This window comes from Geothrix oryzisoli (assembly GCF_022808865.1).
Classification (GTDB): domain Bacteria; phylum Acidobacteriota; class Holophagae; order Holophagales; family Holophagaceae; genus Geothrix; species Geothrix oryzisoli.
Map to the genome: position 1 here is coordinate 1 of NZ_JAKZLB010000002.1, position 25,344 is coordinate 25,344.

At 71.4% G+C, this 25,344-nt stretch carries 22 protein-coding genes; 7 read left to right on the forward strand and 15 right to left on the reverse strand.

Translation table 11 applies throughout. The annotated features are described in order from the left end of the window. Positions 1-221 precede the first annotated feature (221 nt). Positions 222-1,358 carry a hypothetical protein gene (locus tag MLE43_RS04750; protein ID WP_243302332.1) on the reverse strand — a complete coding sequence of 379 codons (1,137 nt, stop codon included), beginning with the start codon at positions 1,356-1,358 and terminating at the stop codon, positions 222-224. A 53-nt stretch (positions 1,359-1,411) separates the two neighbouring features. On the opposite strand from MLE43_RS04750, the gene galU reads away from it, so the two are divergent. Further along, positions 1,412-2,284, forward strand: a complete 873-nt coding sequence (gene galU / locus MLE43_RS04755; RefSeq protein ID WP_243302333.1) for a UTP--glucose-1-phosphate uridylyltransferase GalU — start codon at positions 1,412-1,414, stop codon at positions 2,282-2,284. Here the strand turns inward: galU and MLE43_RS04760 are convergent. From MLE43_RS04760 to mnmG, 4 genes are all read right to left on the reverse strand, one after another. After that, positions 2,281-4,395 carry a heavy metal translocating P-type ATPase gene (locus MLE43_RS04760; RefSeq protein ID WP_275976077.1) on the reverse strand — a complete coding sequence of 705 codons (2,115 nt, stop codon included), beginning with the start codon at positions 4,393-4,395 and terminating at the stop codon, positions 2,281-2,283. The genes galU and MLE43_RS04760 overlap by 4 nt on opposite strands. A gap of 18 nt (positions 4,396-4,413) precedes the next feature. After that, the gene (locus tag MLE43_RS04775) at positions 4,414-4,617 is read right to left on the reverse strand and encodes a heavy-metal-associated domain-containing protein (protein ID WP_243302335.1); all 204 of its coding nucleotides are present in this window, start codon (positions 4,615-4,617) and stop codon (positions 4,414-4,416) included. Positions 4,618-4,633: 16 nt separating this feature from the next. Further along, on the reverse strand, positions 4,634-5,122 hold the full coding sequence (locus MLE43_RS04780; RefSeq protein ID WP_243302336.1) for a MerR family transcriptional regulator: 489 nt from the start codon (positions 5,120-5,122) through the stop codon (positions 4,634-4,636). Positions 5,123-5,198: 76 nt separating this feature from the next. Next, positions 5,199-7,082 (reverse strand): tRNA uridine-5-carboxymethylaminomethyl(34) synthesis enzyme MnmG, encoded by a 1,884-nt coding sequence (gene mnmG / locus MLE43_RS04785; RefSeq protein ID WP_243302337.1) that lies wholly within the window; start codon positions 7,080-7,082, stop codon positions 5,199-5,201. A 233-nt stretch (positions 7,083-7,315) separates the two neighbouring features. Here mnmG and pssA point away from each other — a divergent pair, with 233 nt between their 5' ends. Next, positions 7,316-8,155: a CDP-diacylglycerol--serine O-phosphatidyltransferase gene (gene pssA / locus MLE43_RS04790; RefSeq protein ID WP_243302338.1), complete on the forward strand. Its 840-nt coding sequence runs from the start codon at positions 7,316-7,318 to the stop codon at positions 8,153-8,155. A 25-nt stretch (positions 8,156-8,180) separates the two neighbouring features. Here the strand turns inward: pssA and MLE43_RS04795 are convergent, their stop codons facing one another. The 5 genes from MLE43_RS04795 to MLE43_RS04815 all read right to left on the reverse strand — a co-directional run bounded on the left by MLE43_RS04795 (position 8,181) and on the right by MLE43_RS04815 (position 11,733). After that, positions 8,181-9,554, reverse strand: coding sequence for a NupC/NupG family nucleoside CNT transporter (locus tag MLE43_RS04795; protein ID WP_243302339.1), 1,374 nt, complete (start codon positions 9,552-9,554; stop codon positions 8,181-8,183). Between the two features lie 9 nt (positions 9,555-9,563). Next, positions 9,564-9,920: a roadblock/LC7 domain-containing protein gene (locus MLE43_RS04800; protein ID WP_243302340.1), complete on the reverse strand. Its 357-nt coding sequence runs from the start codon at positions 9,918-9,920 to the stop codon at positions 9,564-9,566. A 78-nt stretch (positions 9,921-9,998) separates the two neighbouring features. After that, on the reverse strand, positions 9,999-10,373 hold the full coding sequence (locus tag MLE43_RS04805; protein WP_243302341.1) for a DUF2752 domain-containing protein: 375 nt from the start codon (positions 10,371-10,373) through the stop codon (positions 9,999-10,001). Continuing rightward, positions 10,370-11,053, reverse strand: coding sequence for a hypothetical protein (locus MLE43_RS04810; RefSeq protein ID WP_243302342.1), 684 nt, complete (start codon positions 11,051-11,053; stop codon positions 10,370-10,372). The genes MLE43_RS04805 and MLE43_RS04810 overlap by 4 nt, the downstream gene beginning before the upstream one ends. Further along, positions 11,053-11,733, reverse strand: a complete 681-nt coding sequence (locus tag MLE43_RS04815) for a hypothetical protein (protein ID WP_243302343.1) — start codon at positions 11,731-11,733, stop codon at positions 11,053-11,055. Before MLE43_RS04815 ends, MLE43_RS04810 begins: the two co-directional genes overlap by 1 nt. A 114-nt stretch (positions 11,734-11,847) precedes the next feature. Between MLE43_RS04815 and MLE43_RS04820 the strand changes: the two genes are divergently transcribed. From MLE43_RS04820 to MLE43_RS04840, 5 genes are read left to right on the forward strand one after another with little or no spacing between them, the layout of a single operon-like run. Continuing rightward, complete coding sequence (locus MLE43_RS04820) at positions 11,848-13,329, forward strand: tetratricopeptide repeat protein (RefSeq protein WP_243302344.1); 1,482 nt, start codon at positions 11,848-11,850, stop codon at positions 13,327-13,329. A gap of 1 nt (position 13,330) precedes the next feature. Beyond that, positions 13,331-15,364: a hypothetical protein gene (locus tag MLE43_RS04825; RefSeq protein WP_243302345.1), complete on the forward strand. Its 2,034-nt coding sequence runs from the start codon at positions 13,331-13,333 to the stop codon at positions 15,362-15,364. A 15-nt stretch (positions 15,365-15,379) separates the two neighbouring features. Further along, positions 15,380-15,769 carry a hypothetical protein gene (locus tag MLE43_RS04830; protein WP_243302346.1) on the forward strand — a complete coding sequence of 130 codons (390 nt, stop codon included), beginning with the start codon at positions 15,380-15,382 and terminating at the stop codon, positions 15,767-15,769. 52 nt (positions 15,770-15,821) lie between these two features. Beyond that, positions 15,822-17,093 (forward strand): 3-phosphoshikimate 1-carboxyvinyltransferase, encoded by a 1,272-nt coding sequence (locus MLE43_RS04835; protein ID WP_243302347.1) that lies wholly within the window; start codon positions 15,822-15,824, stop codon positions 17,091-17,093. Beyond that, the gene (locus MLE43_RS04840) at positions 17,087-20,170 is read left to right on the forward strand and encodes a sigma 54-interacting transcriptional regulator (RefSeq protein WP_243302348.1); all 3,084 of its coding nucleotides are present in this window, start codon (positions 17,087-17,089) and stop codon (positions 20,168-20,170) included. Before MLE43_RS04835 ends, MLE43_RS04840 begins: the two co-directional genes overlap by 7 nt. Before the next feature lie 78 nt (positions 20,171-20,248). Here the strand turns inward: MLE43_RS04840 and mutL are convergent, their stop codons facing one another. The 5 genes from mutL to MLE43_RS04865 are packed head-to-tail and all read right to left on the reverse strand — an operon-like array spanning position 20,249 to position 25,339. Continuing rightward, positions 20,249-22,045 (reverse strand): DNA mismatch repair endonuclease MutL, encoded by a 1,797-nt coding sequence (mutL, locus tag MLE43_RS04845; RefSeq protein WP_243302349.1) that lies wholly within the window; start codon positions 22,043-22,045, stop codon positions 20,249-20,251. A gap of 35 nt (positions 22,046-22,080) precedes the next feature. Then, entirely contained in the window at positions 22,081-22,533 is a 453-nt protein-coding gene (locus MLE43_RS04850; protein ID WP_243302350.1) for a hypothetical protein, read from the reverse strand. Beyond that, positions 22,530-23,048, reverse strand: coding sequence for an FMN-binding protein (locus MLE43_RS04855; RefSeq protein ID WP_243302351.1), 519 nt, complete (start codon positions 23,046-23,048; stop codon positions 22,530-22,532). The genes MLE43_RS04850 and MLE43_RS04855 overlap by 4 nt, the downstream gene beginning before the upstream one ends. A gap of 39 nt (positions 23,049-23,087) precedes the next feature. After that, complete coding sequence (locus MLE43_RS04860) at positions 23,088-24,380, reverse strand: porin (RefSeq protein ID WP_243302352.1); 1,293 nt, start codon at positions 24,378-24,380, stop codon at positions 23,088-23,090. After that, complete coding sequence (locus MLE43_RS04865; protein WP_243302353.1) at positions 24,377-25,339, reverse strand: FAD:protein FMN transferase; 963 nt, start codon at positions 25,337-25,339, stop codon at positions 24,377-24,379. The genes MLE43_RS04860 and MLE43_RS04865 overlap by 4 nt, the downstream gene beginning before the upstream one ends. Positions 25,340-25,344 lie beyond the last annotated feature (5 nt).

Genomic DNA, 25,344 nt, shown 5'->3' on the forward strand with positions numbered 1-25,344 from the left:
GCTCCATGGAACCCTCAAAGGCTTCCTATCTTCTATCCGGTTTTCAAAGACGCCCACCGCGCTTCCGCACAGTCCGAAGTCGCCTCTCGGCCCCTTCCAGCACCCCGCAGCCTCAACTGCGCAGGACGTTTAGATTACCAGGGGAGTGTCGCAGCGCAAGCGGAAATTTTTCAGGAGGCACGCGCCAACGTTACATCTATGGAGAAATCCCCTGGCAATCCCTAGGAAATCCCCAGTTTCAGGAGCGTCCGGCGCTTGCCCGACTCCACTGCGGGCTGGTTGAAGGGGTCCACTTCCAACGCCATCCCGGACAGTCCCACCACCAGCTGCCAGGCCATGAGGAAAGCCCCCAGCGACGCTTCATCAAGGGCATCCAGATGCCAATGCACCACCGAAAGGCCCGCGCCTTCCAGCGCTTCGCGCGTGCCCTCCGCCTGCGCCCGCAGAATGTCCTCGCCACCCCAGCGCCCCAATCCTGTGAACGGGCACTGCGGCGGCGGATCAGAGGGTTCCGTCGCGTGATCGTGGCCCACGGTCACCAGCACCACACCCACGTTGCGCGGGCCGTCCAGCCACCGCTGCAGCTGGGCATGCTGGTCCTGCGGGCCGATGGCGCGGATGGGCGTGAGTCCCCGTCGGCTGCCATCCGCCGCTTGTTTGCCCAGGCTCTCCGCAACCAGCTGCACCCACCAGGCGCCCACCGTCTCCAGCCGCGTGGCATAGGGCAGCAGCACCCACTGATCCGTGCCGCGCACGAATCCGCCGGAGAACGCGCGCACCATCTCCCACACGCGCGCGCCCCAGATGCCCCGCTCCTGCTCCGTCTGCGCGACCACCTCACGGGCCCCCGCGAGGAACCGGCAGGGGTCGAGGCCCGCCCAGCGCAGCGGCAGCGCGCCGATGGCCGTGAAAGCCGAATAACGCCCCCCCACCTGCTCGGGAATGGGCAGCAATGTCCAGCCCTCCGCCCGCGCCAGCTGGGCCAGGGGATTCTCATCATCCTGGGTGATGGCGATCGGCGCCTGGCGCCAGCGGCCCCAGCCGTTCTGGGCCCGCAGCCGCCCGATCCAGGTCCAGAGTTCCAGGGTCCGGCCACTCTTGGAGGCGAACACCAGCTGATCCTCGGGTTCCAGCCGCAGCCCGTTGGATTCGGGAGAGGCCAGCGGCTGCCACCGATGGCGCAGCGAGGCCCCGGCGAGGGCGTGGATGAGGGCATCCGCAGGCAGCAGGGAGCCGCCGATTCCGCACCAGAGCAGGCGGCCGGGCGCGAGCGACAGGGGCAGGGCCACATCCTCCGCGAAGCGCCAGCCCGCCATCGGGTGTCCCGTCATCTGCCGCCACAGGTCGTGCGATTCCATCCCGGCCTCTCTTGTTTCAGTCATCTTAGGCCATCATGACCTTTGGAGCCGCCATGAAGACCCTTCGCAAAGCCGTCATTCCCGTCGCCGGCCTGGGCACCCGCTTCCTGCCCGCCACCAAGGCACAGCCCAAGGAGATGCTCCCCCTGGTGGACACGCCGGTGATCCAGTACGTGGTGGAGGAGGCCATCCGGGCTGGCGTGGAGAGCATTGTCCTCGTGACCGGGCGCGGCAAGGGCGCCATCGAGAACCACTTCGACGTCGCCTACGAGCTCGAGGACACCCTCCGCCGCCGCGGGAAGCAGGAGGATCTGGATCTGGTGCGCGACATCACCCACCTCGCGCAGTTCGCCTATGTGCGCCAGGGCGAACCCCTCGGGCTCGGCCACGCGGTGCTGTGCGCCCGCCATGCGGTGGGCGACGAGCCCTTTGCCCTGCTCCTGGGCGACGACGTCTTCGATGAGCGAGACTCGGCCCTGGATGCCCTCATCACGGCCTACCAGACCACCGGAAAGTCCATCGTGGGCGTCCAGGAGGTCCCGCTGGAGCATGTCTCCCGCTACGGCATCGTCAGCGCCCCCGGGAAGAACGAGCCGATCTGGGATGTGACAGCGATTGTCGAGAAACCGAATCCGGTGGACGCCCCCAGCCGCTGGGCCGTCGTGGGGCGCTACGTCCTGGAACCCCGGGTGTTCGAGCACCTCGCCGCCCTGAAGCCCGGCGTCGGCGGCGAGTACCAGCTCACGGATGCTCTGGCGATCCTGGCCCGGGAGGGACGCCTGGTGGCCGCACCCATCCCCGCCAAGCGCTTCGACACCGGGAACAAGCTCGACTACCTGAAGGCCAATGTGGAGTTCGCCCTCAAGCGGGACGACCTGCGCGGCGATTTCACCGCCTACCTGAAGGACCTGGTAAAGGGGCTCTAGCGGCGGAGCCTCAGGGCGTTCAGCACCACGGTGAGCGAGCTCAGGCCCATGGCCAGCCCCGCCAGCATGGGCCCGCCGAACCGCTCCAGCTGGCCGGAGGCGGCCAGCGGCACCAGCACCAGGTTGTAGCCGAAAGCCCACCCCAGATTCTGGCGGATCACGCGGTGGGTCCGCAGGGCGAGGCGGCGGGCGGCCAGGATGGGCTCCAGCCCCGGCCGCAACAGCACCAGCGGCGCCGCCGCCATGGCCGCACCGGTGCCCTGCTCGCCGGCCCCGGACCCCATGGCGATGCCGCAGTCCGCCTGGGCCAAGGCCGGCGCGTCGTTCACGCCATCGCCGACGAAGCCCACCACGGCGCCCTGAGCCTGGAGCTCCCGGATGCGGGTCAGTTTCCCCTCAGGCCGCAACCCCGCGGCCACGGAAGCGATGCCCACGGCCTCGGCCATCCGCGCCGCGGGCTCGGCCCGGTCTCCCGTGAACAGATGGAGGCGGAGGCCCTGCTTCGCCAGCTGCCCCACCACCGCGGGGCTCTCGGCCCGCAGCCGGTCGCCCAGCACGAACACACCCTTCAATCCGGACGCGTCCGCCAACCCCACGGCAGTGCCGTCCTCATCCACCAAGGGGAAGGTCGCCCCCAGGAACGCCGCGCTGCCGAGCCGCCAGGGGGTTCCGTCGATCTCGCCGCTGACGCCCCCGCCCGGATGGGTGCGGAAGGCCGCCACCGGCTTCAGGGCCCCGCCGTGGGCCGCCATCAACCCGCGGGCGATGGGATGTTCGGAATCCCGCTCCAGGCTGGCAGCGAGCTCCAGCAGCTGCGCTTCTGCCAGGTCCGAGATCACCACGACCCGACGGAGTCTCGGCCGTCCTTCCGTGAGGGTCCCGGTCTTATCGAAGGCCAGGTCCGTGGCCTGGCCCAGGGCCTCCAGCGCCGCCGCATCGCGGACCAGCACCCCCTTACGCGCGGCGGAACCCAGGCCCACCATCACCGCCACCGGCGTGGCAAGGCCGAGGGCGCAGGGGCACGCGATCACCAGGAGGGTGACGGCCGGCCGCCAGGCCGAGGCCAGGGTGCCCGTGGCCACCCACCAGCCCGCCAGAGTCAGCACGGCCAGGACCAGGATCGCCGGTACGAAGACGGCGCTGATGCGGTCCGCCAGATCCTGGGCCGGGGCCTTGGAGCCCTGGGCCTGGGCCACGAGCTGGGCCATGCGCGCCAGCTGGGTATCCGCGCCCACGGCCTGGACCTCCATTTCGAGCGCCGAGCCGTGAACCACGGTCCCGGCCACCAGGCCCTCCCCCGGGCCCTTCGGGACCGGCAGGGGCTCGCCCGTGAGCATGGCCTCGTCCACTTCCGCCCGGCCTCCGGTCACCCGGCCATCCGCAGGCACCGCATGGCCCGGCAGCACACGGGCGCGGTCGCCGGGGCGCAGATCGGCCACCGGCACCTCGGTCACGGTTCCGTCCGGCCCGAGGCGCAGGGCGGTGGGCGGGGCCAGAGCCAGCAGCTCCTTCAGGGCATCCGTGGCCCTGGACTTGGCGCGGCTCTCCAGGTACTTGCCGGTGAGCAGGAAGGCCACCAGCGCGGCGGCCGTCTCGAAGCTGAGGTGGTGGACGCCACGGAGCCACTCCGCCACCGCGAAGGACCAGGCCACGCCGGACCCCAGGGCGATGAGGGTGTCCATGGAGGCCTGACCGTGCCGCCCCTGGCGGGCCGCCCGGCGGAAGAAGCCCCAGCCCGCCCAGAAGACCACCGGGGCGGACAGCAGCGCCTGGAGCCAACCCGGCAGGTGGATCCCCAGACCGGGGACCATGGCTACCAGGAAGGGGGCCGTCAGCACCAGGGCGATGACCATCCGGTTCCGGGCCGGGGCCGGGTCATCCTCGGCCCGCGCCACCGCCTGGTCGGGCTGGGGCCGACCGAGGCCGTACCCCGCCGCCTCGACCTGGGCGGCCAGGGTTTCGAAGGTGGCTTCGCCCTCCACCGTGGCGGTGGCCGTGGCGAGGTTGACAGAGGCCGCCCGGACGCCCGGGGTCTCCGCCAAGGCCTTCTCCACATGCCGCACGCAGGAGGCGCAGGTCATGCCGGTGACAGTAAAGGTCTCCGTGCTCATCGCGGTGCCTGGATGGGCCTAGGCCCGGTCCATCTGGTAGCCCGCCTCGGCCACCTTGGCGGACAGTGCCTCGAAGCTGGCGGTGCCGGTCACCTTGGCCGTTCCGCTGGCCAGGTCCACGGCCACTTCCGCGACACCGGGGGTGGTGCGGATCGCCTTGTCGACGTGGCGGACACAGCCGCCGCAGGTCATGCCGGTCACGCGGTAGATTTCGGTAGTCATGGGTTCTCCGGTGGGTTCAGGCCCGCAGTTCCGTGAGCGCGGGCAGGCGTTCGGCTTCGTTGAGCAGGGTCTCCATCAGGTTGCAGCCGAGATCGCTGCTCTGACCGTCCGGCGTCCCCAGGGTGATGCGGAGGATCTCCACCAGCAGCTGGATCTCAGCCAGCCTGCTTTCCAGGACACGGAGCTTGCCACCCAGGGCGTCGCGCACATGGGCGCAGGGGGCGCTGTCCTGACGCAGGGCCCGCAGCAGCTCCTGGATTTCGTCCAGCGTGAAGCCCGCGGCCTGGGAGGCCTTCAGGATCCGCACCCACTGGATGGCCTGCGGGGGGAAGAGGCGATACCCCTTGGGCGACCGGGGCAGGTCGCCGAAGACGCCTGCGTCCGCGTAGAAGCGCAGGTTCCGGGCGGTCAGACCCGAGCGGGCGGCGAGCTGGCCGATCTTCAGCAGACGCTGAGCCGAGGGCGCGGGGGCCGGGGTGGGGCGAAAGTCGGCGACGGTCGACATGGGAACCTCCCAAAGACGAACAGCCCCAGCTTAAGCCTCCAGTTACATGGAAGCTCAAGGATAAAATCACAAAAAACTATATGCGCTCAGAGCGATGAATATGCAGGTGCAGCAGGGTCACGGCCGCCGGGGTGACGCCGGGGATCCGGCTGGCCTGTCCAAGGGTCTCGGGGCGATGCAATGTCAGCTTTTCCAACACTTCTCGAGAAAGCCCATGAAGGTGCTCCAGGCGGAAGTCCGCCGGGATCCGCACATGGTCCCAGGCCCGGTGACCCTCCAGCAGGCGGGCCTCCCGGTCCCGGTAGGGGGCGTAGCGCAGGTCGAAGAGCAGCAGGTCCCGCTCCCAGGCGGGGTTCCAGCCACCCTGCGGCTCGGCCCACCCCTCCAGAAGGGCCAGGCAGACGTCGGCCTCGGCAGGCCCCATCTGCTGGCGGCGCAGCAGGTCCGACAGGGCCAGGCCCGCATCCAACCGGAGACCGGCCCCGGTGGCGATGGGGCCGAAGGGGCTGGTCTGGGTCACCCAGGCGGCGTCGCATTGGGTCCGCAGCCGCTCCCGCCGCTCGACCTTGGCCTCCACCAGGGCCAGCTCCCGCGAGGTCAGCGCCCCGATCTCCCTGGCCACAGCCAGGAGCCGGGCGTCCGCCACGTCGCAAGCCAGGCCCAGGCGGTGTTCCGCCCGGGCCGTCAGCATGCGGTAGGGCTCGTCCGTGCCCTTGGTGACGAGGTCGTCGACCATCACGCCCAGATAGGCCTGGTCCCGCCCAAGGATCACGGGTTCCTGTCCCCGGAGCCAGCGCACGGCGTTGAGGCCGGCGAGGAGCCCCTGGCCCGCGGCCTCCTCGTACCCCGTGGTGCCGTTGATCTGGCCCGCGAACCAGACGCCCTCCACCTCGTCCACGGCCAGGTCCCGCCGCAGCTGCAGAGGGTCGAAGCTGTCGTACTCGATGGCATAGCCGGGGCGCAGGATCTCGGCGACCTCGAACCCGGGCAGGCTGCGGACCATCCGGAGCTGCACCTCCGGCGGCATGGAGGTGGACAGGCCCGCCAGGTAGATCTCCTCGGTCTCCAGGCTTTCCGGCTCGACGAAGATCTGGTGGCGCCCCTTGTCGGGGAACTTCACGAACTTGTCCTCGATGGAAGGGCAGTAGCGGGGGCCGACGCCCTCGATGTGGCCACCGTAGAGGCTGGATTTCGGGAGATTCTCCCGCACGATGGCCTCGGTCTCCGCGGTCGTGTGGACGATGTGGCAGGGCACCTGCGGCTGGGGGATGCCAGGGCTGAAGAAGCTGAAGGGACGGGGCGGGGCGTCGCCAGGCTGGACCTCCAGGCGGTGGAAGTCAATCGAGGCCCGCGCCAGCCGCGGGCTCGTACCGGTCTTCAGCCGGCGGCACCGGAGCCCCAGGCTCTTCAGCTGTTCCGCCAGATGGGTGCTGGCGGGTTCCCCGGCCCGGCCCGCCTCCATTCGGCGTTCGCCAATGAGAATGCGTCCATTGAGGAAGGTTCCGCTGGTGACGACCACGGCATCGCAGGGCAGGACGGAACCATCCAGCAGTTCGACGCCCTTCAGCCCCCGGGTGCCTTCGGTCCAGAGGAGGGCCGCGGCGGTCCCCTGGCGGAGGCGCAGGTTCGGCGCGTGCTCCAGCAGGTGGCGGGCGGCGATGCGGTACTTCACCTTGTCCGCCTGGGCCCGGGGTCCGCGGACGGCCACGCCCCGGCTCTCGTTGAGGATGCGGAAGTGGATGCCCGTGGCGTCGATGAGGCGGCCCATGGCCCCGCCCAGGGCGTCCAGTTCCCGCACCATGTGGCCCTTGCCCACCCCGCCGATGCTGGGGTTGCAGCTCATCTGGCCGATCTGGTCGAGGTTCATGGTGAGCAGCGTCGTGGCCATGCCCATGCGGGCGGCGATGTGCGCCGCCTCGATTCCGGCATGCCCGCCGCCAATGACCACTATCTGCTTCACCGCACCACCTCTAGGTCTGGTCCCATCCAGAGGATCGAGGCCTCCCTCCTATCGCAGGCGACATCTAGTCGCCTGCTCCCGCGTTCCGCTTCGCGGAGCCGCGGAGTCGGGACAATTCCGGCGTGCCCGCCGCCGATCACCACCACCTGCTTCAAGCCGTCCTCCGAAGGGTGTCAGGATACCCTCCCCAATCAGCGGGCACGGGACTCGCCTGGATGTGAGAAAATGGGGCCATGCGACCCCGTTTGAGCCCTGAGGAACGCCGCGACCGCCGGAAGCGCGCCATGCGGCGCTCCATGTTCGTGCTGCCTTCCAGCATCACCATGGCCTCGATCTTCTGCGGGTTTTCCAGCGTGGTCATGTCCATCAACGCCGCCGGGGCCACTCCGGAGCGCTACTTCCTGTGGGCCGCCGGCCTGCTGGTGCTGGCGGGGATCTTCGATGGCCTGGACGGGCGCGTGGCCCGGGCCACCAACACGGCCACGGAATTCGGCGTGCAGCTGGACAGCCTGGCGGACGTGGTCAGCTTCGGCATGGCACCGGCCATCCTCGCCTACCGCTACGGCTTCTTCCACCTGGGCATCCACGACCCCAACCTGCGGGCCGCCGGCTGGGCCGCCTGCTTCGTCTTCACGGCCTGCGGCGCCCTGCGCCTGGCCCGCTTCAACGTGCAGGTGGGGGCCGTGGATCCTCGCTACTTCGTGGGCCTGCCCATCCCCGCCGGCGCCGCCTGCGTGGCCTCGGTGATCATCTGGCGGCCCACGCCGCCGGCCGCCTCTCTCCAGGCCTACGCCCTGGCCGCGGAACTCTTCCTCGTGGGCCTCCTGATGGTGTCCACGATCCGCTTCCCCAGCTTCAAGAAGCGGGCCGGCAGCCCCCGGGCCGCCATGCTGACCAGCCTGAGCATCGTCCTGATCTTCGCGCTGATGATCCTCCTCCGGCAGCGCTTCTTCGTCGGCTTCTTCGCGGCCTACATCACCCTCGGCATCCTCCTCAACCTCGCCTGGAAGGCCGGCTGGCGGGGCATCGAGCCCCCCAGAGACGGGGCGGAGAACCTGGAGACCGTCCACTGAAGGCCGTGGCTTCGGCCCCAAGTTCCTAGCTCAGGATCCCCGCGATGCAGGCGCTGAGGAAATTGGCCAGGGTGCCGGCCAGCATGGCCCGCAGGCCCAGGCGGGCCAGATCGCCCCGACGCTCCGGCACCAGGGCGCCGATGCCGCCCACCTGGATGGCGATGCTGCTGAAGTTGGCGAAGCCGCACAGGGCGAAGGTGGACACCAGCCGCGCCTTGGTGGACAAGTTCGTCATGGCACCCAGGTCGAGGAAGGCCACGAACTCGTTCACCACCATGCGCTTGCCCAGCAGGGAACCCACCTGCCCCGCCTCGATCCAGGGCACGCCCATCAGGTAGGCGAAAGGCTTGAACACCGTGCCCAGCACCAACTCCAGGCTGAACCCCGGATGGATGGCCTTCATCAGGCCGTTGAGCAGGTAGATCAGGGCGATGAAGGCGATCAGCATGACCGCCACGTTGAAGGCCAGCTGGCCGCCTTCGAAGGCCCCGCGGGCGGCCGCATCCAGCACGTTCGCATCATGGTTGGGGATGTCCACCTTCACTTCGCCGGCGGTTTCCGGGGTTTCGGTCTCGGGTTCCAGGAGCTTGGCCATCATCACCGCGCCGGGGGCCGTCATGATCACGGCGGTGAGCAGGTGCACGATGTCCACGTGGGCCACCTGGACGTAGGCCACCATGATGCTGCCGGAGACGTGGGCCATGCCCGCCGTCATGATCAGCATCAGCTCGCTCCGGGTCATGCGGGCCAGGAAGGGGCGGATGGTCAGGGGCGCCTCGGTCTGGCCCATGAGGATGCTGGCGGCCACACTCACGCTCTCGGCGCCCGACACCTTGAGGAAGCGGCCCATGGCCCGGGCCGCCGCGCTCACGACCCACTGCATGACGCCCACGTAGTAGAGCACCGCGAAGATGGAGGCGACGAAGATGATGGTGGGCAGCACGGCGAAGGCGAACACCATGCCCACCTTGCCACCGGGACCGTCGGAGAGCGAGCCGAACACGAAGCTGGCGCCCTCGTGGGCGTAGGCCATGAGGTGTTCCACCACGATGCGCATCTGGTCGAAGGTCGAACCCACCAGGTTCCCCCGGAGCAGGCCCAGGACGATGACCCCGAACAGGCCCCAGTTGAGGGCCTTGTTCTCGTAGGAGGCGAACCTCCGCAGCAGCATGGGGGTGAACATCAGGAGCAGCACCACCCAGCCGGCGCCCTTCGGGAAGGGCAGGAACGCCAGCAGGCCCGCGATCGCCGATCCCTTCAGCACCACCAGGGCGAAGATCCACTGGAGGCAGAGCCCCCAGCCGATGGTGCGCCAGTGGATGGCGCTGCGCTTGTGCGACAGCGCGTACGCAATGGCCATGAAGGCCACGATCCCGGCCAAGCCGATGAAGCGTTCCATCCGAGCTCCCTACAGTTCCTGATTCAGGGCCTGGACGGCCTGCTCCATGTAGAACCGGGCGCGGCCCAGCAGGCCCTCCCGCTGCATCACCAGCACCAGCGTGCACTGCTCCTTGGCGCCCATCATCAGGATCCAGTGCTGATCCGTGGCGAAGACCACCTGCTTGACCTCGCCGCGGTCGAACTCCTCCACCGCCTGCTGGAGGTGCCGCTTCACCACGTGCTGGTAGGCGCCCAGGAGCTGCAGCCCCTCGTTGGAAACCTGGATCGTGCGGGAGCAGATGGGATCCCCGTCGTGATCGTTGAAGGTGGCGGCCAGGGCCTCGGGCACCTGTTCGATCAGCCGATCCAGGAGTTTCTGGAACATGGTGGGACTCCGGTGATGCGTGCTGACAGCATGACCGGACTGGAGGCCCATGGCAAAACCAGGGCCCCATCCCGTGATCTAGATCCCCCTGGCCACCTGGAGCGCCCAGATCCCCGCGAGCAGGAACCAGACCCCGAACCGCGCGCCCCGGGAGGCCGGCAGGGGTGGATAGGGGTCCCCGCGCCAGGCCCGGCCCAGGTCCCAGAGGCCTGCCACCGGCGCCGCGGCAGCCAGGAGCGCCAGGGCCGGATACCAGTGGAGGGCCTCGCGCCAATGGCCCTGGCTCAGGGCGAGGATGCCCCGGGTGAGCCCGCAGGTGGCGCAGGCCACTCCCGTGACCCGCTTGAAGGCGCAGCCCGGCAGCAGGCCCGCAAAGGGGACCAGGGATCCCGCCAGCCAGACTCCCAGGGCCAGGGCCAGGCCGGCCAGGGCGAGCCAGGGCACCCGTCTCATGAGGCCGTCCGCAGCAGCACCACCATCGTCGCCGCCAGCCCCAGGGCGCAGGTGGCCAGCAGGATCGCGTGGAGCACCGTGGCCGCCACCCCCCGCCAGGGCTCGCACCCATGCCGGGCCGCCAGCGCGAAGCCGCGGAAGAGCCACAGGTAACCGTCCAGCAGCCACAGCGGCAACGCCAGCACAACGCCCAGGACCGGCACGAAGCCCAGCAGCCCGGCCAGGGTGCCCAGGGCCGTGATGCGCAGAGCCTCCGCCTCGGCCAGCAGGCTGGTCCGGAAACCGCGCCGTTCTTTCAGGCCGCCGAGCAGCCACAACCCCGTATGGTCCCACACGGCGTGATGGAACCAGGTTCCCAGCACGCCCACGGGCACGATCAGCAGGAGCCAGGGCCAGATCCGGCCGAAGGCGGGCGCGGCCGGCAGGGTCCGGAACAGCTCCCTGAGCACCTCAGGATCGGCACCTGGCAGCCGCTCCAGCCAGTCCGTCGGCCCGCCCCGTCGCAGCTCCCCGTAGGCCACGAGGGCCCTCCAGAGCGCCATCCCGGCATTCGCCAGGGCCAGGGGCGTCCACACGGCCAGCATCCGCACCAGGGCCCGGCCCAGGGGGGGCGGCGCACCCGCAAAGGCCCCGGTGGGCCGGATCAGGGCCCGGAGCGACGCCGCGAAGGGGACTCGCATCACTTCCTCAGGAACAGGGTCTCGAAGTCCCGCAGGGCGATGGCGTCGCCATCCCGCTTGAGGGGCGCGTAGAAGTCCCGGGGGCTCAGCTCGGCGAACTCCCCGAAGGTGGCCACGTTCCCGTTGATGTAGGCGATGAACTCATCCTGGCGGTGCTTGATGTAGGGCCGGAAGGGGCGCGAGATGGCGCCCAGCAGTGCGGAATCCAGGGCCGTCCAGGTCTGGAGGTAGGTCTCGAACCCGTTCTTGCCTTCCCAGTAGCGGTACGAGGTGAGCATCTTGGCCCTCACGGCGAAGGGCGTCTTGAGGCGGCCCTTCTCGGCCACCCCCTCGACCAGGTACACCCGCTGGCCCGGGCGCTGGTAGACGAGGCGCAGGGTGCCCTTCAGGCCGTGGGCATCGTCGATGCTCCAGGATCCGTCCGGATGGATGAAGGCGTAGAAACCGGGCACGAACTGGCAGTGCCGCCACATGGCCGCGCTCAGCCGCGGGTGGTCGAACAGCTTTTCCATCGTGGCCAGGCGGACCTGTTTCGGCTGGGTCCGGGTTTCGAAGGCGAAATCCACCCGGTTCAGGATGTCCAGGGCCTCGGCCCGGGGCCCGGGGGGCAATTGGTCCACGAAGGCCGGAGGCTGGGCCTGGGCGAGGACAGCCAGGAAGGCGAGGACCACGGCGCGCATGCCTAAGACGCTAGCACCGACGGCCCGGAAGGGGGACCCTTGCCCGGGGGCCGCCGCCAGAACCGCCCCGGCACCCGCCTCGCGGCTATGCTTTTCCTCTGCCCCGAGGCTTCCATGTCGCCCGCATCCCCCTGGTCCCGCACCCCGGTCGCCCTGCTCTGCGCCCTGCCAGGGCTGGTCCAGGTCTCCGCCCGGGCCCAGGAGGGCGACCTGGCGGAGCGGCTGTACCAGAGCGGTGAACGCGCCTATGCGACCAAGGCCTACCAGGAGGCCCTGGACACCTGGAGCCAGCTGCTCCAGGCCGCCCCCAAGAGCGAATTCGCCCCCCGGGCCCTCCTGGCGCTGGCCCGCCACCAGGTGGAGGTGGAGCACAAGCCCGAGGCGGCCATGCCCTATCTGGACCGCCTGAAGGGCGACTACCTCCGGGCCCCCGAGGCCGCGGACGGGCTGCTCCTGCGGGGGACGCTGCTGGCGCGGCAGGCCCGGCGGGCCGCGGACCTGAAGGACGCCATGGCGGAGTTCAACCGCGTCATCGACCTGTTCCCCGAGGCCCCCGCGGTGCCGGAGGCCCGCTTCCGGCTGGGCCGGGCCTGGCGGGACCAGGGGCAGTGGGGCCGCGCCCTCCACCAGTTCGTGGAGGCCTTCGTCGTCCGCCCCGATGCCGCCATCGCGCCCCGGGCCATGCTGGAGGCTGCCGAGACCCTGGACCTTCTCGGGGATCTGCCGGGCTGCCTGCGCTTGCTCCAGCAGCTCCGGACCGCGGCACCGCGAAGTCCCGAGGCCCAGGAAGCCGCATGGCGCCTGGCTGTGCGTGTGAAGCACCGCCTCCAGAAACCACCCCTCGCCAACGAGGGGGTCTGGCCCGCGGGCCGCGTGAAGTGGCTCAAGACGCCCACGCTGCTGGCCACCGCGGCGGATGGGGACCTGCTCATCTACCAGAACGGCCTGGATCGAGCCTTCCGGTTCCATCAGGGCGAGCTGACCCCCGCCGGTGCCGGCGCCCCCGGGGCCAAAGCCATGGTCGCCGCGCCTGCGGGCGAGGTCTGGCTCCTGGCCAAGACGGGCCTCCTCCGCGAGCAGGTCGCGGCCCCGATGCCTCTGGGCGGACTCAGCGCCATCTCGGGAGCGGCCCTGGATCGCTGGGGCGCCCTCTGGGTGGCCGATGCGAAAACCCCCGCCCTGACGGTCTTCAGTCCCGATGGGACCTCCCGCCCGGTGGCCTCCCCCACCGCCAATGCCCTGGCGCCCCTGCCCACGGGCGGCCTGGTCATCGCAGCGGACGCGGACCGCAAGCTGCTCTTCCTGGATGCCGACGGCCAGCCCCGCACGGTGGTCCCCTATGGCAAGGACCTTCCGGCCACCTTCCGGTATGTGGTCGCCCTGGCTTCGGACGGCGCCGGACAGGTGGCCGCCCTGGTCGAGGGGGGCGACTTCGGCGAGGGCGTGGTGATCTTCGGCCCCCAGGGCGCCGTGCTCCGCCAGGCCACCTTCAAGAGCCTGGGCATCAGCGGCCGCATCACCTCCCTTGCCATGGATCACGCGGGTGGTCTCATCCTCTGCGACCGCCGCAACGACCTTCTGTACCGGTTGAACTGACATGCGCATCCGCCGATTCCTCCCCTTCCTGTTCCTGTTGGGCCTGGGCCTCGGGGCCCAGGATGCGACCGTCAAGGACACCTTCCTCCAGGCCAAGGCCCTCTGGGCCACCCAGGGCGACCGCGAAGGCGCGACCGCCCGCTTCGAGCAGGTGGTCGGCGTCCTGGCCCCCAGGGCCGCCACGCTGGACCCCGCCTGGTCCCAGGTGCTGTGCGAAAGCTACAACTGGCTGGCGGTGCTGGACGACCGGCATGCGCAGACCAAGCCGAGGGCCCAGGGGCGCCTCCAGGCCCTCATCGATCTGGATCCGGATTTCGAGGTGGACCGCACGCTCACCTCCCAGCGCTTGACGACCCTCTTCGACCGCCTGAAGGCGGAGAAGTACGCCCCGGTGAAGTTCAGCTACTCGCCCGAAGGAGGGACGCTCTCCGTGGACGGCCGCCCCGGTCCGCCCCTGGGCCGCCGGTTCCTTCCCTTCGGTTCGCACAAACTGGCCTACAGCCGCCCGGGCTATGCCTCGGTGGAATTGAGCCTCGACCTGGCCTCCGGAGAGGGCCGGACCGCGGACTTCAAGCTCACGCGCGTGTCCTCCACCGTCACCCTCTATGTGCAACCCAGCGGAGCCGAAGTCCTGGTGGATGGCCGGAGCCTGGGCCGCACCAAGGGTCAGGCGGGAGCCGAGGCGGCGGCCCTGGCCGTGCCCCTGGGGCTGCGCCCGGAGGATCTCTCCGAGGCCTTCGTGATCAGCGAACTGGCCGCGGGGCCCCATCAGCTCGAACTCCGCGCCCCCTGCCATCGCACCAAGGTGCTCGAGATGGAGGCGAACCTGGCCACGCCCTGGGCGGACCACACGCTGGAGCCCATCCGCCTCGACGATTCCAAGGGCACCCTGTCCGTCGGTTCAGCCTGGCCCGGCGGCGAGCTCTTCCTCTCGGGCCAGAGCCAGGGCCCCCTGCCCGTGGCCCAGCTGCCGGTCTGCTCGGGTCCGTACGATCTGCTGGTCCGCTTCCCCGCAGGCGGGTTCTCCAAGCGCATCACCGTGGAGGAGGGCAAGGCCCTGACGGTGGATGCCCGCCCCAAGCCCCGCCTGGCCTTCCTGGGCCTGGAAGGCGAGACCGACTTCACGGGCCGGGCCCGGCTGCTCTCCCTCCTCGAGGGTCTCGGCGACCGGCTCCAGCAGGTGGCCTTCCTGCCCGCCCGCCCCGGTGAGGCGCCCCGAGAGGCCCTCGCGCGGGTGAAGGCCTCCCGGGAGGCAGAGCTCATCCTGCTGGCCACCCCGGTGCCCGCCAAGGTGGTCCACCAGGTCGAACTGCTGGTGGCCACGCTTGAGGGGGAGGAGGAGCGGTTGCTGGTCAAACCCCTGGAAGAGGACCCGCTGGGGGCTCTGGCCGCGCGCCTCAATGCCGTTCCCGCCCTCCACGAACCGGGGCTGGGACTGTCCCTCCTCGAGGTTCCCGGCGAACCCGGCCCGTGGGTGCTCTCCGCCTCCGAGGCCGCCCAGAAGGCCGGCCTCCAGGTCGGCAAGGCGCTCACCCAGGCCGACGGCAAGCCGCTGCCCTCCATTCAGGCCCTCCGCCGCGTGCTCGAAGGTGCCAGGGGATCCGTCGCCCTCAGCCAGGGCGGGGCGGCCGTGACCCTGCCGGTCCAGACCGAGGCCCTGGAGATCCCCCTCGGCGCCTCGAACCTCTGCTATCCCGCCGTCCTGGCCCACCTGCGCCTCCTGTACGCCGGCGCCAAGGGCGACGAGGCCAACCTCATCCGGCTGAACCTGGGCCTCGGGCTCATGCACTTCCGCAAGTACGACAAGGCCATCGAGCAGCTGCGGGACGCCCGGCTCAGCACCGTGAGCGGCGTGAGCCAGGGCACCCTGGACTACCACACGGGCCTCTGTTTCCTGCGCCTGGGGAGCGCCTACCAGGCTGAAGCGACGCAGGCATTCCGGCAGGCACTGAAGTATCCTCAGGCAACCCTGCTCGGCCCAGACGGCCCCCTGGTCGGCCCGCTGGCCCGACAGGCCCTTGAAGACCTGAAGTAGATGGAGGTATCACCCATGAGCCACCAGCGCGGTGAAGGCAAGCTCGGCTGCATCGTCTCTCTGCTCGTCTTCGGCGCTCTGGCCGCCGCGGGCTACAAGGCCATTCCCGTCTACTACGCCGACAGCGAGCTGGTGGACGCCTGCGACTTCATCGCCAGCAGCGCCGCCAAGAAACCCATCGAGACCATCGAGCGGGAAGTCCGGGACAAGGCCCGGGAGCTGCAGATCCCAGAGGTGCTCGCGGACAAGAACGCCATCCGCGTCACCAAGACCGGCACCGGCGAGGCCGGCACCTGCACCATCACTCTGCGCTTCAAGCGCACCATCGACTTCTACGGCACCTACCAGTGGACCAAGGAGACGAACAAGCGCGTCTCCAAGCCCATCTTCGAGAACATCGGCTAGCCCAGGCGCCGGTGGGGCTTGCGGCGGGGCGCCGGGCGCGGCACCCTGCCATATGCTCCTGTCACTTCCCGAAGACAACCGCCTTCCCCGGGGGAGGGCGCTGCATCCGATCCGGGTGCCCGGCTCGAAGTCCGTCACCAACCGGGCCCTCCTGCTGGCCGCCCTGGCGCCCGGAACCAGCCGCTTCCAGGGCGGCCTGGAGGCGGAAGACACCCGCTGGATGCGGAGGGCCCTGACTGACCTGGGACTTGGCCTCCAGGAGCAGGACGGCGTGTGGGTCATCGAAGGGGGCAGGCGCCCGCGGGCCTCGGGTCCGCTCTGGCTTGGCGCCTCCGGCACCACCCTCCGCTTCCTCCTGCCCTGGCTGGCCCTGAAGGCCGAGGGCCCCGTCCGGCTGGAGGGCGATCCCCGGCTCTTCGAGCGGCCTCTGGGACCGCTGCTGGCCCCCCTGGAGGCCCTGGGGGCAGCCTGGGAGCCGGATCGCCAGGGCGCCTGGCTGAGGCCCGCCCCCCAGCTCCCGGAGCGTCTGGATCTGACGGTGGACGCCCGTCTCAGCAGCCAGTTCCTCACGGGCCTGGCCCTGACCGCGGCAGCGCTGCCCGGAGGCGGCACCCTGCGCTGGACCGAGGTGGCGAGCCCCAGCTACCTCGTCCTCACCACCCAGTGGCTCCAGCGGTTCGGCTGTGAGGCCCGCCTGGAACCCGGCCAGTGGAACATCCCCGGCGGCGCCCTGGGCGCGCGGACCCTCGACCTGCCCGGCGATTGGAGCGGCGCCGCCGCCTTCCTCGCCGCCGCCGCCGCCACGGGTCGCAGCCTGCGCCTGGAGCCCCTCGACCCGGCGGACGCCCAGGGCGACCGCGCCATGGTGGCCATCCTGGAGGCGGCGGGCTGCCGCGCCCAGTGGCTCGACTCCCAGGCGTTGGAGCTGTCCGGCCCCCTGGCCCGGGGGCTGGACGCCGACCTCACGGACTGTCCGGATCTGGGTCCGGTGCTGGCGGCCCTGGCCGCGCTGGCCCCGGCGCCGTCCGAGCTGCGGGGCCTCCACACCCTGCCCCTGAAGGAGTGCGATCGGCTCGACGCCTCGGCGGAACTGGTCCGCTGGCTGGGCGGCGCCGCCGAGGTGATCGGCGACCACACGCTGCGCGTGACGCCCGGGCCTCCGCCCGGGCCGCGGCCGGCCTTCGACCCTCGGAACGACCACCGCATGGCCTTCGCCGCCGCCGTGGGCGGCCTGAGGTGCGGAGGCGAGGTCCGCGATCCCCACTGCGTGGCCAAGACCTTCCCCCAGTTCTGGGATGTCTGGCGCGGGATGCTGGGGTGCTGAGGGCCGCCTGGCTCGGCCACTGGAAAGCCCCCTGGGGTCTGGATCGGGGCCGGCGCTGGGGCGACCCCCTCTGGGCCCTACCTGCCATCGCCCAGGCCTGGCTGCTGGGCGGGCGGGAGGGGCATTGGCCGCGTCTGGCCCAGAGCGCCCGGAGGCCGCTGGGCCCCCAGGTGGACGCACCCCCCACGGCCTTCAGCCCCCGTCCCGACCCGGCCTGGGTGGCCCTGCTCCGGCACGGCAGTGCGGCCGTGCCCGCGGCCCAGCGCGGCCCCCGGGAGAGCGAGCTGCTGGCCTGGGCCTGGGAAGCCCTGCTCGAAGGGGATGGCAGGCCCTGGATGGCCGCGGGCTCCGTGGCGCTGGATCTTCCCCGGCGCCAGCGCTGGATCGCCCTGCTGGGGGCCGTCGATGACGGGGGCGCCCTGCACCTGCCGCCCTTCCTGGAAGTGCTGGTGCCTGCCGCCCTCCGCCACCTGCCGCCGGACTGGTGGGCCTTCCTGCTGCGGAGCCAGGATGCGGAGGGCCGCCTCCTGCCCGAAGGCCCCCTGGATCCGGCCCTGCCCTGGCCCCTCCTCCAGGCCCACGCGCAGCCCCTGGTGCTGGAGCGCCTGCCCGAGGCCCTCGCCGCCCACGCGGAAGCGCCCTGGCTGGCGGCCCTGCCGGATGGGCGGTGGATGCTGGACCCCCGCCTGCGGGCCTGGGGGCGGGGCTTCGGAGCCTGCCCGCCGGGCCTGGCCCCGCTCGGGCCCGGCGGCCTGGGGGCCGGCGAGGTCCCCGACCCGCCTTCGGCCGCACTCCTGCGCATGGAGCTGGCCCCGGACCAGCCACCGGGCTGGCGGGACAGCCTGGAGGCCGATTTCCGCGAACGCCTCCACCGGCCTCCCCCGCCGCCGCCCTCGGGCCACCCTACCTGGGACCGGCTCCGCATGCGCTGGGGCGGCGAGGCCGCAGCCGAGGCCGACGGCTACCCACCCAGGGGCGGTGGCGCGCATCCCTGCGCGGATCCCTTCCACTGGATGGCCGAGGGGCTGCGGGCGGACCGGGCCTGCGAGCCCGAGACCTCCCTCCGCGCCTTCACCCTGGCCCACGCCCACTTCACGCGGCTCGGGGCCCCGGCCTGGGCGGAGCGGGCGGCCTCCAACGCCGCCTACCTGGCCCTCAAGTGGGCCGACCTCGCGGCCCATACCCGCTGGTCGGCCCTGCGTGGATCCCTCCCCCAGCCCTGGAAGGACCTGGAGGAGGCCCACCTGAAGGAAGTGATCCTCGAACCGGAGGCTTCCCTGGTCGAGATCCAGCGCCTGGTGGCGGACCACCCGGACTTCCCCCAGGCCTGGGGCCTGCTGGCCATGCACGGCGCGGGCCAGGAGCGCTGGGACCTGGTGCGGGCCGGGCTGGTGCATGTCCGGGAGCATCCCTACGCGCGGTTCCTGGAAGCGGCGCTCGGTCCCCTGACGGAGGACCCCCCGCCCGGCGCGGACCCCGAGACCCGCCTCAGCTGGGAGACCCACCGCCTCTTTCGCGGCACCGGCGACCCCGGGCGCTTCTGGGAGGCCTGGCGGGCCTGCCCCTCCCAGGTCCTGTGCCTCGAATCCGGGCTGCAGGTGCTGGAGCGGAGGCCCGACCTCCGCCGGGCCGAAGCCCTGCTGGCCCTCCAGGCCATTGCCGACCGCGCCTGCTCGCCCCGCCACCAGCGGCGCCTGGCCGCCCTCTGGCCCACAGCGGAAGGCGCCCCGGCCCCGACGCCCACGGCCCTGCTGGAGCGCTGGCTGGCCGGGCGGACGACTCCCACCTGGCTGGTCTGGGGCGAGGGCGGAGGGTTCCGCACCCTGGGCGCTGGGGACCCCGCGCCGGAGGGGGCCCTCAGCCGCCTGGCCCGGGATGGCTCCCTGGCCCCTTTTCCCCACGGCAGCTGGATCTGGCAGGGCCACGCCCTCGCCTGGGAAGGGTGTCCCGTGGGGGCCGCCCTGCTCGCCCAGGCCCCCGACGCCCTGCCCGAGGCCCCCCTCGAGCCCCTGCTGCTGGCCCCCTGGCTGGCCCGGCTCCAGGAGACCCGGCCCCCGCAGCCCATCGAACCCGGGGACCTGCTCCTGACGGACGGCAGCGAGCCGATGGCGTCCGTCCTGCGCGAACTCGACCGCGTGGCCCCCTCGGGCCTGCCCGTGCTGATCCTCGGCGCCACGGGCACCGGCAAGGAGTTGGCGGCGCGGGAACTCCACCGCCGCTCGGGACGGTCCGGCGCCCTGGTGGCGGTGAACTGTTCCGCCTTCGCCGAGGGGCTGCTGGAATCAGAGCTCTTCGGCCACATGAAGGGCGCCTTCACGGGCGCCGACCGCGAGCGCCGCGGAGCCATCGAGGCCGCCCGGGGCGGCACCCTGTTCCTGGACGAGGTGGCGGATCTCTCCCCGCGCCTCCAATCCCTGCTGCTGCGGGTGCTCCAGGAACGGGAGATCCGCCGCGTGGGCTCGGACCAGGCCATCCGGGTGGATGTGCGCTTCGCCGCCGCCACGCACCGGCCCCTGGAGGAGCTGGCTGCGGCCGGAACCTTCCGGCGGGACCTGCTCTTCCGCCTCCAGGGTGCGGTGCTGCGGCTGCCGCCGCTGTCGGCCCGCCGCCACGAATTCCCCTTCCTCGTGCCCCGCCTGGTCGTGAAGGCGGCCGAGGCGGCGAAGCGCCCCGTGCCCGCCCTGGCCCCCGGCCTGCCCCAGGCGCTGGCCCGTCTGGCCTGGCCCGGAAATGTCCGCGAGCTGCTCCATGCCCTGGAGCGGGCCATCCTGCGCTGCGACCACGGCGTCCTGAGGGCCGCCCACCTGCCGGAACTGGAGGCTCCCCTCTTCCAGGCGCGGACCTGGGAGGACGCCACCCGGGTCTTCCAGCGGCGGCTCCTGCTGGAGACCCTCCAGGCCTGCGATTTCCGCATGGCCGAGGCCGCCCAGACCCTCGGCCTCGCGCGACCCGCCCTCTACGCGACCGCCAAGCGGCTGGGCCTCGACCTGATCGCGGAGCGGCACCGGACCGCCGAGGCCGAGGATCCGCCCGCTATAGCCGCCGTCCGGAACTCCGCTCCAGGTCCTCGAGGCTGAGCTTCTTGAGGATGGGGCGGTCGTGGGGACGGGGCCCCGCCCACGAGCGCTTGCGCGAGTGGTAGGCCGCCGATTGGGCTAGAGCCGCCGTCCGAAGCTGCGTTCCAGGTCGTCCAGAGTCAACTTTTTGAGGATGGGGCGGCCGTGGGGACACGTGTTGGGCACCTCGCAGGCCAGCAGGTCCCGGATGAGGCCCAGGGCCAGATCCGGCGGCAGGGCGTGGTGCTTCTTGATGGCGGCGCGGCAGGCCAGCTCCGCATTGAGGTCGCGGCGGAAGGTGTCGAGATCCACCCGGCCCTCGCGCTCGAGCCGGGCCAGCAGGTCCTCCAGCAGGGTCTGGGGATCCCGGTCCGCCAGGAAGTCCGGCAGGCCGCGCACCACCAGGGCGCCCTCTCCGAAGGGGTCCGCCTCCACCCCGGCCGCCTCCAGCTCGGACAGGAAGGGGGACAGCCGCGCCAGGGCCTCGGGCCCGATCTGCACCACCTGGGGCGGCATCAGGGGCTGGATGGCGGGGGCGTGGCGGCGCAGGAAGAGCCGCTCGAAGAGCACCCGCTCGTGGGCCACATGCTGGTCCACGATCCAGAGTTCTGGCCCCCGGTCCCCCTCGATCTCCGCCAGCAGATAGGTCTGCTGGAAGCTCCCCAGGTAGCGGATGACCCCGCCGGGATCCAGCGGCTCCGAGACTCCCGAGGACATGGGCTCGTAGGCGTAGACCGTCTCCAGGGGCCGGGTCGTGAAGGTCTCGTCGAGCGTCCGGTAAGCGCCCAGGGCCCCGCCGGAATGGTCGGACCAGAGGCGGGGGTGCTGGGCCGCGGCACGCCGGGAGGGGTCCAGCTCGAGCTCCGCCTCCAGCGGCTTCGGTGGCAGCTCCAGCACCGAGGCCAGACCCCCGCGGAGCTTCGCCCAGGCCTCCTCGGCCCCGCCCCGCACCCAGGCGAAGATGCGCTGGGGCTCCCGGAAGCGCACCTCGGCCTTCGTCGGATGGACGTTCACGTCCACGGCCTCGGGGGGCAGCTCCAGGAAGAGCACCGCCGCGGGATACGAACCCTTGGCGAAGGTGCCGGACCAGGCCTCGGAGAGTGCCGCCAGCAGCAGGCGGTCCCGCACGGCCCGGCCGTTCACGAAGAGGTAGAGGTGGTTGCGGTCGCGGAAGCTGAGGTCCGGCGGTGAGACGAAGCCCCGCAGGCGCCAGGGGAGCTCCCCGTTCACGAAGGGCACCAGGCGCGTCAGCTTCTCACCGAGCAGCGGCCCCAGCCGCTGGCCCGCGTCCTCCACCGGCGGCAGCACCAGGGGCGCGCCGCGGTCGGGGCGGATGGTCCAGTGCACGCCCGGCGAACTCAGGGCCAGCCGTGCCACGGCCCCCCAGAGCTGGGCGTGTTCGGTGTCGGTGGACTTCAGGAAGCGCCGCCGCGCCGGGAGCTGGGCGAAGAGGTCCCGCACCGTGACCGTGGTGCCCCGGCTGCGCGGCGCGGGCGTGACCTCCCGGATGATGCCGAACTCGCAGCGCAGACGGTGGCCCGCGCCCTCGGTTTCCGCACTGGTCAGGTCGAAGCGGCTCACGCTGGCGATGCTGGGCAGAGCCTCCCCCCGGAAGCCGAAGGAGGCCAGACGTCCCAGGTCCTCCGCCGTCCGCACCTTGCTGGTGGCGTGGCGCTCCAGGGCCAGGTAGAGGTCATCCCGGGCCATGCCGGAGCCGTCATCCGCGACCTCCAGCAGGCGCTTGCCGCCCTCTTCCCAGGCCACTTCGATGCGGCGGGCACCGGCGTCGAGGGCGTTCTCCACCAGCTCCTTGAGCACCGAGCTGGGCCGCTCGACGACCTCCCCCGCCGCGATCTGGTTCGCGACCTGGTCGGGGAGCACGCGGATCTTGGCCATGGCCTAGAAAGCTATCAGCTATCGGCTGCCAGCTGTCAGCTCTGCCGCGACTCGGCCAGGGTCCGGGGCACCGGCTGGGCGTGGGGGATGAAGAGGTGCCCCAGGTAGGCCAGCAGGAACAGCCCGGCGCCGAGGCCGTGGGCCCAGCTGAAGGCCGTGCGCCAGGCGGGGCTGGTGACCACCTGCACGCCATAACCCGACAGCACCATGGGGGCGATGAGGAAGGCGGCGCCCAGGCCGGTCCGGCGGCCTTCGGGCCCCTTCTTCAGCTTGACCTGGAGGTGGCCGCGCACGGCCATGCCCAGGGCGAAGAGGAGCAGGGGCGCCGTGAGCACATGGAGGTGCTGGGCCGCCGGCAGCCAGGGGTGGGGCTCGGGACCGAACTCGCCGGCCCGCACGCCGAACCAGCGCAGGAGGCCATCCATCAACCCGGTGCCGGCGGTGAGCAGGGCCGCCAGGTGCAGACTCCAGCGTTCGAGGGGGCTCATTTCGCCTCCCGGTACAGCACCTGGTGCAGGGCCAGGCAGCGGCGAGCCGCGTCCGTCATGGCGTTCGCGGTGAGCGTGGCACCCGAGAGGGGCCGGATGGCGCCCTTGAGGGTGAGCTGGGGGTCGAGGACCTTCCCCTCGAACTGCTTCACCCAGGCCTCCTTCGCCATGTACTCGGCCGGCTCGTGGAAGGCCACGGCCTCCACGCGGAGAACGCGGCCGCCGGGCGAGAGGGCCACCAGCAGGGTCTCGTTCAGGGTGCGGACCCGGTGGGTGTCGAAGAAGCCGACACCCACGAGGGTTCCGCTCTTCCGCGCCTCGTAGGCCACCAGCCAGCGCCCTGGCACCTCCACCTGGGCCAGCGCCTTCGCCCGCCCGGCCTGGGCCTCGCTGAGCACGAACTCCCGGCGGGTGAACTGGGCCCCCGGGAAGGCCAGGGCCAGGGCCTCCTGCGTGGTGGGCAGGGCCGCGAAGAGCGGCAGGGAGAAGGCGAGGGGGGCGAGGACGCGGATCATGGGAGCCTCCGGGCGGTGGGATGGCGCGGGGACCAGGGTCTAGAAGTAGAACCCGAGGCCGACATTGAACTGGTCGCGGCCGGTCTCGGCGCGGTTCTCGATCTGGTTCCAGTCCGCCTTCACGGCGACGTTGGGGATGGGCTTGTAACTCACGCCCACGGTCTTCACCGTCACGTCGTTGGCGAGGTCGGGGGTCACGCCCGGCACCACCCGCTGCTGGGAGTTCAGGCGCTCGTAGCGGACGAAGGGGATGAGGGCCTGCCGCCCGGATCCGCGAAGCACGTCGTAGCCAGCCTCCAGGTAGCCGCCGAACTGGCGCGTGCCGGTCTGGAATCCCTCGCCGGTGATCGGCAGGGCTGCCACGCCCGCCTCGGAGTTGGTGATGCGGGAGAAGAGACCCCGCAGCTGCAGGCCGCCGGCGCGGTACTCGGCGTGGATGTCCCACAGGGCCGTGATGAGCGGCTCGGCCCCATCCTCGGGGTTGGAGTTGCCGCGGTAGAAGCTGAAGCCGAGGGTGGTGCCGGGGATGGGCGCCCAGTCCAGGCGGCCGGTCCAGGCCAGGCTGTTGGCCTTGGTCTCCTTGCCGAACTGGCGCCCGCCCTTGATGCTCGCGCCGGTGAAGCCCTCATGGCCGTTGCCGGCATCGGGGTTGGCGTCCATGCCGTTCACCAGGTACAGGCGGTAGCTGAGGTTCCCGGCCAGCTCGCCGTGGAGACCGACCCCGTTCTCGTGCCAGGTGCTGGGGATGATGCGGCGCTCCACCAGGGGGCGCTGGGAACCCAGGAAGGCCGGGGGCTCGTGCAGCTCGTTGATGAAGCCCACGGGCAGGAGCATCATGCCGGCCCGCACATTGAAGGCCTTGTTGATCAGGAAGTCCAGGTAGGCGAACTCGACCTTGGCCTCGCCGCCGGTGGACTCGTCCGAGTAGCCGCCATGTTCGAACTCGATCTCGGAGTTGAAGACGATGTGCTCGTTGAACTTGTAGCCCGTGTAGAGGACGAGGCGCAGCGCGTCGAGGCTGTTCTCCCGGGGGGCCTTCGACCCGTCCTGCAGCTTGGAATCGAGCGACTGATAGAGGAACTCGCCGTAGCCGCCGATGCTGAGGCCCGAGGACACCGCGTAGACCTTGCTGGCGCTGGGGGCCAGGCCGAAGCGGCCTTCTTCGGTGGCGGCAGGCATGGTGGCCCCCGCCTTCTGGGTCTCCAGCTCCCGGGACATGGCGTCCAGGCGGCGCTCGAGATCGGCGATCCGCTTGTCCGTGTCCGGCTTCTCCTGGGCGAAGGCAGGTGCGGCCAGCAGGGCGCACATGAGGGGGGTGAGGAGGGACTTCATCGGGACTCCCGAGGGATCAGGGTGGGGTGGAGGGAGCGGAAGGCCGGACTCATCCGGACCGTTCCGTCGTGGAGAAGGAAGGCGGCGGCCACGCCCTGGCGCTCGGCCCAGGCGGGACCCGCGTCAGGGCCCAGCACATAGAGGGCCGTGGAAAGCACGTCGGCGGTGAGGGCGTCCGCGGCCACCACGGCCGTGCTGCCCCAGGCCGGGCAGGGTTCGCCCGTGCGGGGATCGAGGATGTGGCGCCCCCGCTCGGAGGTGCCGCTGCCGGAGAGGGAGGCGTCACGCAAGACGACGGTGATCCGGGGGCGCTCGCGATCCAGGGGATCCGCCACCGAGGCGGATACCGGGCGGCCCCAGGCCAGCAGCTGGCCGCCGAAGTCGAGGATCCCCGCCGGCACCGCGGCCGCCCGGCGCATGCGGTCCAGGGCATAGCCCTTGAGGAAGCCGCCCTCCTCCACCCCCGCGTCGGGCTGGGTCAGGCGGGCGGTGCCTGCGGCCGCGTCCGTGATCAGCAATCGGGCTCCCGAGGACCGGCGGGCTGCCGCCAGGGCCTGGGGATCGGGGAGCTTCCCTCCTTCCCGGATGCCCCAGGCCCGCATCAGGGCCATGAGGGCCGGATCGAAGGCCCCGTCCGTCCTGAATTGCCAGGCCTTCATCTGGTCCAGGAGGTCGAGCCACTCGCGGTCGAGGGCCACGGGGCGCCCCTGGGCGGCGTTCAGGCGGCTCCAGGACGAGACCGGATTCCAGGTCGAGCAGGCCGCTTCGATGCGGGTGGCTTCGGCCAGGGCCGCTTCGGAGGCCCGGACCAGGTCACCGGGACCCTCGAGATGTACCCGCAGCTCCGTTCCCATGGCCAGCACCCGCCGGTCCTGGGTGGGCACGGCGACCTGGACCATTGCCACGGCGGGGACCAGGAGGAAGGGGAGGCCACTCACAAACATGAGAATGAGTCTCATATTTA